We start from the raw sequence: 12,735 nt of genomic DNA, 5'->3' as shown, positions 1-12,735 counted from the left end.
AATGATTAATTTAATAGATAACTCAACATCGCATACACCTTCAGAACCACATATTATTGTTGATGATTTTGTAGCGCCTAAGTGCGACGGGTTTATTGAAATATTATATCAAGATGACGATATTTTATTGATCAATAAACCCAGTGGGTTATTGAGTTTGTCGGGCAAAAATACGCTTAATTGGGATTCAGTGCATTACCGTTTAGTACATGGTCAAAAAGGGTTAACAGACGCTTTTGCTGAGGCTAAGTTACCGCATCGGTTAGATTTGGGTACATCGGGCATTATGATTGTTGGATTAAACGCCAAAGCGTCAAAGCACCTTAATAAACAGTTTCAGGCGCGTACTATTCAAAAGCGTTATGTAGCCATGTTAGAAGGCTGCTTAGCTGTTGATGAGGGGTCAATTACTGCACCAATAGCAAAAGATAAGCTGCTTTTTCCTCGAGTTAAAATTTGCCAAGCGACTGGAAAAGTAGCGGTGAGTGAATATAAAGTACTGGAGCGGCTAAAACAACCATACAGAACCTTAGTGCAATTTACGCCCGTTACTGGGCGTACTCATCAATTGAGAATACACAGCCAGTTTATAGGCCACCCTATTTTAGGTTGCGATTTATATAAAAGTGCGCAAAGTGAAAATATGGCTGGGCGCTTACAATTACATGCAAGCGATTTATATTTTGAGCACCCCGTCAGCGGCGAGAGAATTCATATTAATTGCCCGCATCCGTTTTAAATAAATTTATGGTTCTTTGTTTTCGTTCCATCTTTTTTAATTTTTTCCCTTGAAGTTCTAACACCTCACCCCATATTAAGTGCATAACGCAGACACTTTGCAAATTGGAGATAAATAAATGACTGCAGCTCAAAAAGAAACATTAGGCTTTCAAACAGAAGTAAAACAATTATTAAACTTAATGATTCATTCTCTTTATTCTAATAAAGAAATATTTTTACGCGAACTTGTGTCAAACGCATCAGATGCGGCAGACAAGTTACGCTTTTTGGCACTATCTCAAGGCGATCTTTACCAAGGTGACGCTGATTTACGTGTGCGTATTAGCGCAGATAAAGAAGCAAATACAATTACCATTTCAGATAATGGTATTGGTATGACGCGCGATGAAGTAATTAGCTCACTAGGTACTATTGCAAAGTCAGGCACTGCTGAGTTTTTCAAAAACTTAACAGGGGATCAAAGTAAAGATTCACAGCTGATTGGTCAATTTGGTGTTGGTTTTTACTCAGCCTTTATTGTTGCCGATTTAGTAACTGTTCGTACACGTAAAGCGGGTGAAACAACGGCTTACGAGTGGGAATCTCAAGGTGAAGGCGAATACACGCTTCAAGAAATTGAAAAAGAAGGCCGTGGTACCGACATTATTTTACATCTTCGTGATGAAGAAAAAGAATTTGCTGACGATTACCGCCTACGTGGCATCGTAACTAAATACTCAGACCATATTTCAACGCCGGTACAAATGTTTAAAGCAGAAGTACCAGAGTCTGAAGGCGAAGACGGCGAAAAAATTCCAGCAGTACCAGGTGAATGGGAAAGCATTAACCGCGCAACTGCATTGTGGACACGTGATAAGTCAGAGCTTTCTGATGAAGAATACAAAGAATTTTACAAGCACGTAAGCCACGACTGGGAAGATCCACTTAGCTGGGCGCACAATAAAGTTGAAGGTAAAACTGAATACACCAGCCTTTTATACATCCCTAAAAAAGCACCTTTCGATTTATGGAACCGTGAACGTCAAAGTGGTTTAAAACTTTATGTACAACGTGTATTTGTAATGGATGATGCTGAGCAGTTTATGCCAAGCTACCTACGCTTTGTAAAAGGTTTACTAGATTCAAACGATTTACCGCTAAACGTATCTCGTGAAATTCTACAAGATAACAAAGTAACGCAAGCTATTCGTAAAGGGTGTACATCGCGCATTATTAAAATGCTTGAGCGTATGGCTAAAAACAAAGCTGACGATTACCAAGTATTTTGGAATGAGTTTGGCCAAGTAATGAAAGAAGGCCCAGCTGAAGATGCGGCAAATAAAGAAGCCGTATGTAAGCTACTACGTTTTTCGTCTACTCATACTGATTCAGAAACACAAGATGTGTCGCTTGAGCAATATGTTGAGCGCATGAACGAAGGCCAAGACAAAATTTACTACGTTGTTGCTGATACATTTACTTCTGCGAAAAATTCTCCGCATTTAGAGATTTTCCGCAAAAAAGGCATTGAAGTATTACTACTAAGTGACCGTGTTGACGAGTGGATGATGAGTCACCTAACTGAATTTACTGATAAGCAACTACAGTCAATCACACGTGGTGATTTAGATTTAGGTAAGCTTGACGACGAAGAAACTAAAAAAGCACAAGAAGAGTCTGAAAAAGAAATGGCAGGCCTTGTTGAACGTATTAAAACAGCACTTGGTGATGACGTTAAAGAAGTGCGCTTTACGCACCGCTTAACAGACTCTCCAGCATGTGTTGTAAGCGACGATAACGACATGAGTTCACAAATGCAAAAGCTAATGGAGTCTGTTGGTCAAGCAGCACCAGAAGCAAAGCCAGTGTTTGAGCTAAACCCAGAGCATCAACTTGTTAAGCACTTAAATGACGAACAAGATGAAGATAAGTTTGCACAATGGTCACATGTTTTACTAGACCAAGCATTACTTGCAGAGCGCGGTACACTTAAAGATCCAACAGGGTTTGTTACTCGCTTAAATAAACTAATGCTTGAACTAAGCAAATAAGCAAATAGCTATTTACTCAGTCGATAAAGTATAAATTATGTACTTTAAATAAAAGGGAACGTGTGTTCCCTTTTTTAATGCGCTGTAAATACATCAACAACTCATCAATTAGTATAAGTTGCTTGAGTATCGGCGGCGCTTGTGGAAGAATTCAGGCTTTAAAATAAATATCCATACTAGGGGACAATAATATGCGCATTATTCTTTTGGGCGCGCCGGGTGCAGGTAAAGGTACTCAAGCTCAGTTTTTAATGGACAAATACGGTATTCCACAAATCTCTACTGGCGATATGTTACGTGCAGCAATTAAAGAAGGTACGCCATTAGGCCTAGAAGCAAAAAAAGTAATGGATGCTGGTCAACTAATTTCTGACGATATTATTATTGGTTTAGTAAAAGAGCGTATTACTAAAGCGGATTGTGAGAAAGGCTTTTTACTTGATGGCTTCCCGCGCACAATTCCTCAAGCCGATGCAATGAAAGAAAATGGCGTAGTGGTTGATCACGTTATTGAATTTGACGTGGCTGACGAAGTGATTGTTGAACGTATGGGCGGACGTCGTGTTCATCCTGGTTCTGGTCGTGTTTACCACATTGTTTATAATCCACCAAAAGTGGAAGGTAAAGACAATGAAACTGGGGATGACTTAATTGTTCGCGCGGACGATACTGAAGAAACAGTACGTAAACGTTTAGGTATTTACCACGAGCAAACGATGCCATTAGTTGATTACTACCAAGCAGAAGCGGCGGCTGGTAACACTCAATACCACAAACTAGATGGTACACAAGCTGTTGAAGCTGTAAGTTCACAACTTGGTGAGCTTTTAGGTTAAATTTAAAAGCCTATTAAAAAAACCGCCAATTGGCGGTTTTTGTTTTAAGTCTAGAATACTTAATCAATTTGAGAGATTAAATCTGACGTTAACAGCGTTAAAAATTCTGATATACGACTGCATGGATGCCGAAAGTAGAGCAATGCAGGAGCAATTAGTGATAACAACTCAATAACGAATTTTTTGCCTTGTCATGGATACGATTTTCTTATCTAAAAATAGATCACTTAATTAAGCGAATGGGTATATTAACTTTACAGCGTTTTAAGCTTCTTAATTACGCTGTTGTATTCTGGTTCAGTTGAAAGGCTACTAACGAGTTGTTTATAAATAATGCTGTGGTTTTCGTCTAATATTATTACTGAGCGAGTTAGTAACCCCATATCTTTAATAATTAACCCATATTTTTGGCCAAAATCGCGCCAAACAGAATCAGATAATGTAGTTATTTTGTCTATGTTCTCAGCTTTGCAAAATCTTTTTTGAGCGAATGGCAAATCGGCACTAATAGTAAGCATGACAACTGCAGGAAATTGCGTCGCAACTTTTTCGTTAAAGTGTTTTGTTTGTAGACTACAAATACCTGTGTCTAAACTTGGTACTACACTAATTAAAATAGCTCGGCCCTTATAATTATCCAGTGTGACAGGTGTAAAGTTTCCATCGACAACTTTAAAATTAGGTGCGTTATCACCAACTGATACACCTTTACCGAGTAAAGTAACCGTCTTACCCTGTGCAGAGACTTTACCTATATCGAGAGTGTTTTCTGGGATATCAGAAGCGAAAGCCATAGAACAAAAAATACTTAAGGCAAAAGTTAATGAGCGGAGCATAGGAGTTTCCTTTTTAAATTAACGCAATAGGCGTCAGTGTATTATACTGCGTTGGAGTAACCAAGGTATTATCTGTGTCTCTATAAAATTGGTAATGATTCAGTCATATAAAAAAACTGTAAATAGGCTATACTTTGGTTAACATGCAGTTACAAAAATATCTTCTATAATAAAAATGCGTGTATCACTTTTGGTATGTATAACTGGTTAAAAATAGAGAGATAGTATGTCAACATCTGTATTAATATGTGATGATTCAAAATTAGCGAGGCGTCAATTAGCCCGTTCTCTACCTGATGATTGGGATATTAAAGTTGAATTTGCGATAGATGGTGTTGATTGCATCAAACAAATAAAGTCAACTGAACCTGAAATCCTTTTCCTTGATTTAAACATGCCAGAAATGGATGGCTATGAAGTTTTAATGGCCATGAAAGAGCTTGGGCTCAATATACTTACAGTTGTAGTTTCAGGTGACATACAGCCTAATGCTCATCAAAGAGTGCTTGAACTGGGGGCTATCGATTTCATCCAAAAGCCATGTTCCCCTCAAAAATTAGCCGATATTATTGAACACCATGGCATTAAAGATAAAGCCATGCGTGAACGTCTTTCTCATTCTCTAGGTGAGCAAGTAGACCCAGATGTGCGAGATATATACCAAGAGCTAACTAATGTTGCTATGGGTCAAGCCGGTGATTTACTTGCGCGATTACTTAATGTGTTTGTTGAGCTGCCAATCCCAAATGTGAATATCTTAGAGGTTAGTGAACTCGATATGGCGCTACGCTCTATTGATAATAATGCAACCACTTCGGGAGTTTGTCAGGGATTTATTGGAGGAGGTGTATCTGGAGAAGCATTATTATTACTTAATGACTCTAGCTTTAAAGAGATAGCCTCACTGATGAATTACGATGGTGAGCTTAATGACAAAGTGGAACTTGAGTTACTTATGGATATAAGTAATATTTTAATCGGGGCTATTTTGACTGGTCTTTCAAAACAACTCGATATGTCGTTTAGCCAAGGTCATCCTATCGTACTTGGCCAGCACAGAGATGTATCTGAATTAGTGAAAGCGAATAAGTCGCGCTGGCAGCGTACGCTTGCTATAGAAATTAGCTATGGTATTGAAAATCACGATATTAACTGTGACCTTATGCTGTTATTTACTGAAGATTCACTTAAAACTTTGAAATACAAAGTTGCTTACCTATTAGAAGACTAAGTTATGGCTGCTGATTTAGATATGAATGAAATCCATTGGTTAATGGATATGTTTAACACCGTTGATGTAGGTTTAGTTGTACTCGACAGGGAGTATAAGGTGTGTGTGTGGAATGGTTTTATGGAAAACCATTCGGGGTTATTACCAAGTGCTGTAAAAAATAAAGATTTATTTGATTTATTTCCTGCTATAGATGAAAAGTGGTTTAGAAGTAAATCAGAGCCAGTATTTGTACTAAAAAACCGCTCGTTTACCATTTGGGAACAACAGCCCTATATATTTCGCTTTAAAAACTATCGCCCAATTACTGGTAAAGCTGAGTATATGTATCAAAATGCGACATTTATACCGCTTACTAATATACGAGCAGAAGTTAGCCATATTTGTATCATTCTTTATGATGTAACTGATATTGCAGTTAACAAAAAAGAGTTAGAAGAGCTAAATAAAAGACTTGAGCAAGTAAGCCAAACCGATGCCTTAACGACGTTATACAATCGTGGTTATTGGGAAAGTATGCTTAAACAAGAGTATTTGCGAACAAAACGTAATGCAGGGTGTAGCTCTCTGTTAATGTTTGATATTGATCACTTTAAAAAGGTGAATGATAAGCATGGTCATAGTTGTGGTGATGAGGCGTTACGCCATATTGCAAAGTTATTACGTACCACATTACGTGAAACAGATATTGCTGGACGTTACGGTGGTGAAGAGTTTGTATTAACTCTACTTGATACCGATAAGCAAGGGGCTGAAATATTTGCTGAGCGCTTAAGGGTGTTGATTGAATCAAGCCCTGCCTTTTATAAAAATGTTGAAATCAAGATGACAATAAGTATCGGAGTTGCGTGCTTTAGTAATGAATTTAAAGATCATGAACGTTGGATTGAAGCCGCTGACAGGGCTCTTTACTTTTCTAAAAATAATGGACGCAATAAAGTCACTGTTTTTGATGATATAAAAAATGACGCTTAAGCATCATTTTTATTAATCACTCTTTATACCAATGCGCAATAATATTTAATTAATTTGAGTGATTAAATCTGACGTTAACTGCGTTAAAAACTTCTGATATACGACTGCATTGATGCAGAAGGTAGAGCAATGTAGGAGTAATTAGCGATGACAACTAAATAACGAATTTTTGCCTTGTTATTGATACGATTTTATTACCTCAAAATAGAGCACTTAATTAAGAAAATTGGTATTAAATTGAGTGGGGGGTAAAATAAGTAAATCGGTTTTAAGTAAGCGCATTATTTTTTCCGCTGTGTTGCCAATAAGCTTTCCCTTAATACCCACGTTGCCTACTGAGCCAATAATCACTAACTCAGCATCAAGTTTTGCTGCCAAGCTTGGTATGACTTGCTCCGCTAAGCCCGCTTTAATGTGTAATTTATCACGCAAGTTGTATTCATTAATCAGATCACGTTGTAGTTCCGGTAATTTTTCGAATGCATTGAGTACTTGTTCATCTGAAAATACAATACCTAAGTCTCTCAAAATAGGTGAGACGTGCACGGTATAACATGCATAAAATTCGCAGCCCTCTGAGTTAGCATAATCTAGGCCACAGTTAATAATAGCTTTATTTAACTGATGCTTAGATGCCTTTTCGCTGCCTAAATCAAGAGCAGCTAACACATTACAGTTATTTCTCCATTTATTATCTGCGGCCAAATAAAGTGGTATTGGTGAAAATCGAATAAGCTGCCAGTCAAGTTCGCTAAATTGAGTTTGAGCATCAATATGCCTAGTTTTTATTGCCATATCATAATTAGTTGCGTTTATTTCGTTATTTAACCATTGCTCTGGTGATTCATGCCAAACCGTTTGAAATGTATACTCACAATCAGTTAGCTCTTTTTTTAATAGAGGTTCTAATGTTGCTCTGAGTAATGAAAGTTGTTTGTCTTGAATCGCAAGTACTTGTTCTGGTGATAATGAAAATAATATATTACCAGTGTCTTCATAGCTAAACGCAACAATATCAATATGTTTACTGTCTTGTAGTGCTTTTTGTTTTGCGTGTATTAATGCTGTTTTTGCACAATTTACTGAGTCGATCAGTACGAGAAGCTTTTTCTTATCCATTATATTCACTCTGTTGTATGACGAGTGTCATCTGTTGGACATTGACCAATAGTTGAAATCTCACCAGAATTAGACTCTTCTTCCAGTTTTACCTTAAAGCCCCATAGCCTGTAAAGGTGTTTTAGCACTTCTTCATGTGAGTTTGCCAATGGAATGCAATTATGAGGTACATAGCGAAGTGTAAGTGCTCTATCACCTCTAATATCAACATCATATACTTGAATGTTAGGTTCATGATTACTTAAATTATATTGCGCGGAGAGCACTTCTCTAACTGTTTTATAGCCGCTATCATCGTGTATCGCACCAATCTCTAAATGGGGATTATTAGTATGGTCAATAATAGTAAATAATTTGAAATCACGAATTAACTTCGGCGATAAAAACTGGCTAATAAAGCTTTCATCTTTAAAGTTTTCCATGGCAAAGTGCAATGTATCTAGCCAATTACTGCCTGCATACTCAGGAAACCATTTTTTATCTTCTTCAGTTGGATGTTCACATATTCTGCGAATATCAACCATCATATTAAAGCCTAAAGCATATGGGTTAATGCCTGAATAATACTTACTGTTATAAGGTGGCTGATAAACTACGTTGGTATGACTTTGTAAAAACTCTAACATGAATGAGTCGGTGAGCTTCCCTTCATCATATAAGTGATTAAGGATGGTGTAGTGCCAAAATGTTGCCCAACCTTCGTTCATTACTTGAGTTTGCTTTTGTGGGTAAAAGTATTGCGAAATTTTACGGACAATACGAATCACTTCACGTTGCCAAGAGTCGAGTAATGGGGCATTTTTTTCAATAAAATACAAAATATTTTCTTGAGGCTCAGTAGGGAAATGGCGTTCTTTCTTTTTAGTTTCCTGTTGCTGTTCGGGAATCGTACGCCACAATTCGTTTACTTGTGATTGTAAGTATTCTTCACGTTCTTGTTGGCGTTTTTGCTCTTCAAAGAGTGATATTTGCTGTGGACGTTTATAGCGATCGACCCCATAATTCATTAATGCATGACATGAGTCGAGTAGGGCTTCTACTTGTGTAATACCGTGTTTTTCTTCACAGCGGCTTATGTAATTTTTAGCAAATACCAAGTAATCAATAATTGAGCCTGCATCGGTCCAGGTTTTAAATAAGTAATTACCTTTGAAAAATGAGTTATGTCCGTAACATGCATGCGCCATTACAAGCGCTTGCATAGGTAGGGTATTTTCTTCCATTAAGTACGCAATACAAGGGTCTGAATTTATCACTATTTCGTAAGCTAGGCCCATTTGCCCGCGCTTATAATTTTGCTCTGTTTGGATAAACTTCTTACCGTAAGACCAATGACTGTAGCCAATAGGCATGCCAACGCTTGAATAAGCATCCATCATTTGCTCAGCCGTTATCACTTCAATTTGATTAGGGTAGGTGTCTAATCTGTAATGAGCAGCAACGCGAGCAATTTCACCTTGGTACTCATCTAATAAATCAAAGGTCCAATCTGGGCCATCACTCAATCGTTTATCATTCATAATGCTACCTCGCTTTTGGCTATGCAGAGTTTTGCTGTTGACGACCTTTTTTAAATAGCTCCCTAAAAATTGGGTAAATATCTTCAACGCTTTGAATATGCTGTATGGCGAAATTATTATGGCTGTGTGTTATAGATTCATATTCGCGCCATAGGCTTTGATGAGCACGAGTGGTTATTTCAATATAAGCAAAATAACGTACTGCGCTTAAGAGCTTATTACGCAAAATTTCACCACATTGCGGTGTGTCGTCCGCCCAGTTATCGCCATCGGATGCTTGTGCAGCGTACACATTCCATTCATCTGCGTGATAACGCTCTTTTATTATTTCATTCATTAATTTAAGAGCACTCGAAACAATAGTGCCGCCAGTTTCTTGGGAATAAAAAAACTCTTGTTCGTCTACTTCTTTAGCTTGTGTGTGGTGGCGAATATAAACAACTTCTATGTCTTTGTAGCTGCGCGTTAAAAATTGATAGAGCAAAATATAAAAACGTTTTGCCATGTCTTTTGTTGGCTGATCCATTGAGCCTGACACATCCATAATACAAAACATCACCGCTTTACTGGTGGGGTGAGGGCGCTTTTCGTAATTACGAAAACGTAAATCGTAGTTATCAATAAACGGGACCGATTTAATTTGTACTTTTAATGCTGCAATTTCTTTTTGTAATAAAGCAATCGCCGCATTATCGCTATGTTGCTCATCAAGCAATGCATCAAGTTGTTTTTCAAGCTCGACTAGTCGGCGTTTTTTTCCTGCACTCATTGCCACGCGGCGCGCAAGCGAGCCTTGAAGTGAGCGGACAATATCAATATTACTTGGCATGCCGTCGCTACAAAATCCTGCGCGGTGGGTTTTCATTTGCACTAACTTATCAAGTTGGTTTTCTTGTAAGTTAGGGAGTTCTAAATCTTCAAACAGTAAATCAAGGTATTCGTCTTTTGATATTGAAAATACAAACTCATCTTGTCCCTCGCCCGAATCGCTGGCGTCACCTTCTCCTGAACCACCTGGTCCGCCTTTAGGGCGCTCAATTTTATCACCTGTAGAAAACTGATCGTTACCAGGGTGAATTTGTTCTCTATTCCCGCCTTTTCCCTGATGAAATGTAGGTTCGCTGATATCGCGTTGTGGAATAGAAATACTCTCACCAGAGCTTGAATCGGTAACGCTGCGTTTGTTAATCGCATCTGAAACCGCTTCTTTAATTTGTTTTTTATAGCGCCTAATAAAGCGCTGGCGATTAAGCGTACTTTTATTTTTTCCGTTTAAACGCCTATCTATAAAATGCGCCATATTGACCTCCTATATACTACGACTATGAAGGTTATTGCGATTTTCTAACCCGTAAATACCACTCAGAAAGCAAGCGAACTTGTTTTTGTGTATAGCCTTTTTCGACCATACGGTTCACAAAGTCTTCGTGCTTTTGCTGATCCTCTGCAGACGTTTTAGTATTAAACGAAATAACGGGGAGTAAATCTTCGGTATTAGAGAACATTTTTTTCTCAATTACCGTGCGTAGTTTTTCGTAGCTTGTCCATAGTGGATTTTTACCGTTGTTATGCGCACGGGCACGCAGTACAAAGTTCACTATTTCATTACGAAAATCTTTAGGGTTAGAAATACCCGCTGGTTTTTCTATTTTTTCAAGCTCGGCATTAAGCGCGGCTCGGTCAAATAGTTGTCCTGTATCGGGGTCGCGATACTCTTGGTCTTGTATCCAAAAGTCAGCATAAATAACATAGCGGTCAAAAATGTTTTGTCCGTATTCTGAATACGATTCTAAATAGGCGGTTTGCAGTTCTTTACCTATAAAATCTACATATTGAGGAATTAAATAGCCTTTCAAAAAGCTTAAATAACGCTCTTCTATTTCACTTGAAAATTGCTCGCGCTCTATCTGTTGCTCAAGCACATAGAATAAATGCACCGGGTTTGCTGCAACCTCAGTGGTATCAAAGTTAAATACACGAGATAAAATTTTAAACGCAAAGCGAGTAGATAGCCCCGTCATGCCTTCATCAACACCTGCGTAATCACGATACTCTTGATACGATTTAGCTTTAGGGTCTGTGTCTTTAAGGGTTTCGCCATCGTATACCCGCATCTTTGAATAAATACTGGAATTTTCTGGCTCTTTTAAACGTGATAATGTTGTAAATTGCGCTAATGTTTTAAGTGTCCCAGGCGCACATGGCGCGTTGTATAGCTCGCTGTGCTCAAGTAATTTGTCGTAAATTTTAACTTCTTCAGTTACACGTAAGCAATAAGGGACTTTTACAATATAAACACGGTCTAAAAATGCTTCGTTGTTTTTATTGTTTTTAAAGGTTTGCCACTCAGACTCATTCGAGTGAGCGAGGATCATGCCATTAAAGGGCAGGGCACTAATGCCTTCTGTGCCGTTATAGTTACCTTCTTGGGTTGCGGTAAGTAAAGGATGCAGCACTTTAATAGGCGCTTTAAACATTTCTACAAATTCCATCAGCCCTTGGTTAGCTAAACATAAAGAGCCAGAGTAGGCGTATGCATCAGGATCGTTTTGGGCAAAGTGCTCAAGCTGGCGAATATCGACCTTACCAACCAGTGCTGAAATATCTTGGTTGTTTTCATCTCCTGGTTCGGTTTTGGCAATGCCTATTTGGTTTAAAATAGAAGGGTAGCGTTTAACCACTCTAAACTGGCTAATATCACCATTGAACTCTTTTAAGCGTTTGCCAGCCCAAGGCGACATAATGGTTTTTAAGTAGCGCGGTTTAATACCGTACTCTTTGCTGAGTACGTCTGCATCTTCGATAGGATCAAACAAGGAGAGAGGATGGTCGTTTACAGGAGAGCCTTTAATTGAATAAATAGGCACTTGTTGCATTAAATACTTTAGTTTTTCAGCAATGGATGATTTACCCCCACCTACAGGCCCGAGTAAATAGAGTACTTGTTTGCATTCTTCAAGCCCTTGGGCTGCGTGTTTTAAATAAGAGACTATTTGCTCAATGGCGTCTTCCATACCATAAAAGTCAGCAAAGGCAGGGTAGCGCGCAACCACTCTATTAGAAAATAACCGGCTTAGTCTTGCATCGGTTGCGGTGTCTACCATGTTTGGTTCGCCAATTGCCATAAGTAGACGTTCTGGTGCGCTGGCATAGGCAGACTTATCTGTTTTACAAATTTCAAGAAATTCAGCGATACTGTATTCTTCTTCCTGTGCCGCTTCGTATCGTGCTTGGTAATGCTCAAAAATCGTCATAATAACCTCCGAAACCCGCTGTAAAAAGGTGCTTACCTTTTAAAGTCTAGTCACGAATTGGTATTTTTGTGCAATAAAATTAAAAATTTAAGTGAAAAAAGATCATGTTGAACTAATGAACACAACAACACGTATAAACGAAAAAGTAAAAGAATAACATACAAAAAAAGACGCCTAAGCGTCTTTTTAAAAT

10 protein-coding genes are annotated in these 12,735 nt (G+C 38.2%); 5 read left to right on the top strand and 5 right to left on the bottom strand.

Annotated elements, in window-relative coordinates; genetic code table 11:
* Position 1 precedes the first annotated feature (1 nt).
* From P20495_RS03785 to adk, 3 genes are all read left to right on the top strand, one after another.
* Positions 2-739: an RluA family pseudouridine synthase gene (locus P20495_RS03785; RefSeq protein WP_008138418.1), complete on the top strand. Its 738-nt coding sequence runs from the start codon at positions 2-4 to the stop codon at positions 737-739.
* A 118-nt stretch (positions 740-857) separates the two neighbouring features.
* Positions 858-2,771, top strand: a complete 1,914-nt coding sequence (gene htpG, locus P20495_RS03790; protein WP_008138416.1) for a molecular chaperone HtpG — start codon at positions 858-860, stop codon at positions 2,769-2,771.
* Positions 2,772-2,962: 191 nt separating this feature from the next.
* On the top strand, positions 2,963-3,607 hold the full coding sequence (adk, locus tag P20495_RS03795; RefSeq protein WP_007584076.1) for an adenylate kinase: 645 nt from the start codon (positions 2,963-2,965) through the stop codon (positions 3,605-3,607).
* 254 nt (positions 3,608-3,861) lie between these two features.
* Here adk and tpx read toward each other — a convergent pair whose 3' ends face one another.
* Entirely contained in the window at positions 3,862-4,443 is a 582-nt protein-coding gene (gene tpx / locus P20495_RS03800) for a thiol peroxidase (protein WP_008138412.1), read from the bottom strand.
* 226 nt (positions 4,444-4,669) lie between these two features.
* Between tpx and P20495_RS03805 the strand changes: the two genes are divergently transcribed.
* Positions 4,670-5,674, top strand: a complete 1,005-nt coding sequence (locus P20495_RS03805; protein WP_007375853.1) for a response regulator — start codon at positions 4,670-4,672, stop codon at positions 5,672-5,674.
* 3 nt (positions 5,675-5,677) lie between these two features.
* A complete protein-coding gene (locus P20495_RS03810) occupies positions 5,678-6,649 on the top strand; it encodes a diguanylate cyclase (protein WP_007375852.1) in 972 nt (323 codons plus the stop codon).
* Between the two features lie 213 nt (positions 6,650-6,862).
* Here P20495_RS03810 and P20495_RS03815 read toward each other — a convergent pair whose 3' ends face one another.
* Genes P20495_RS03815 through P20495_RS03830 form a run of 4 tightly spaced genes read right to left on the bottom strand, consistent with a single transcriptional unit; the run spans position 6,863 to position 12,542 of the window.
* On the bottom strand, positions 6,863-7,768 hold the full coding sequence (locus P20495_RS03815; RefSeq protein WP_008138410.1) for a universal stress protein: 906 nt from the start codon (positions 7,766-7,768) through the stop codon (positions 6,863-6,865).
* 5 nt (positions 7,769-7,773) lie between these two features.
* Complete coding sequence (locus tag P20495_RS03820; protein WP_008138409.1) at positions 7,774-9,288, bottom strand: SpoVR family protein; 1,515 nt, start codon at positions 9,286-9,288, stop codon at positions 7,774-7,776.
* Positions 9,289-9,307: 19 nt separating this feature from the next.
* Complete coding sequence (locus P20495_RS03825; protein ID WP_008138407.1) at positions 9,308-10,588, bottom strand: YeaH/YhbH family protein; 1,281 nt, start codon at positions 10,586-10,588, stop codon at positions 9,308-9,310.
* A gap of 31 nt (positions 10,589-10,619) precedes the next feature.
* Complete coding sequence (locus P20495_RS03830) at positions 10,620-12,542, bottom strand: PrkA family serine protein kinase (RefSeq protein WP_008138405.1); 1,923 nt, start codon at positions 12,540-12,542, stop codon at positions 10,620-10,622.
* Positions 12,543-12,735: the final 193 nt, after the last annotated feature.

This window comes from Pseudoalteromonas sp. BSi20495 (assembly GCF_000241185.1).
In the GTDB taxonomy this organism is placed as follows: domain Bacteria; phylum Pseudomonadota; class Gammaproteobacteria; order Enterobacterales; family Alteromonadaceae; genus Pseudoalteromonas; species Pseudoalteromonas fuliginea.
Note: the sequence above shows the minus strand (reverse complement) of the source record. Positions and strands in the feature narration are given on the sequence as shown.

Coding starts and splice junctions, on each gene's coding strand:
- P20495_RS03830 (WP_008138405.1), bottom strand. CDS start 12,542: ATGACGATTTTTGAGCATTACCAAGCACGATACGAAGCGGCACAGGAA.
- P20495_RS03805 (WP_007375853.1), top strand. CDS start 4,670: ATGTCAACATCTGTATTAATATGTGATGATTCAAAATTAGCGAGGCGT.
- adk (WP_007584076.1), top strand. CDS start 2,963: ATGCGCATTATTCTTTTGGGCGCGCCGGGTGCAGGTAAAGGTACTCAA.
- htpG (WP_008138416.1), top strand. CDS start 858: ATGACTGCAGCTCAAAAAGAAACATTAGGCTTTCAAACAGAAGTAAAA.
- tpx (WP_008138412.1), bottom strand. CDS start 4,443: ATGCTCCGCTCATTAACTTTTGCCTTAAGTATTTTTTGTTCTATGGCT.
- P20495_RS03815 (WP_008138410.1), bottom strand. CDS start 7,768: ATGGATAAGAAAAAGCTTCTCGTACTGATCGACTCAGTAAATTGTGCA.
- P20495_RS03785 (WP_008138418.1), top strand. CDS start 2: ATGATTAATTTAATAGATAACTCAACATCGCATACACCTTCAGAACCA.
- P20495_RS03820 (WP_008138409.1), bottom strand. CDS start 9,288: ATGAATGATAAACGATTGAGTGATGGCCCAGATTGGACCTTTGATTTA.
- P20495_RS03825 (WP_008138407.1), bottom strand. CDS start 10,588: ATGGCGCATTTTATAGATAGGCGTTTAAACGGAAAAAATAAAAGTACG.
- P20495_RS03810 (WP_007375852.1), top strand. CDS start 5,678: ATGGCTGCTGATTTAGATATGAATGAAATCCATTGGTTAATGGATATG.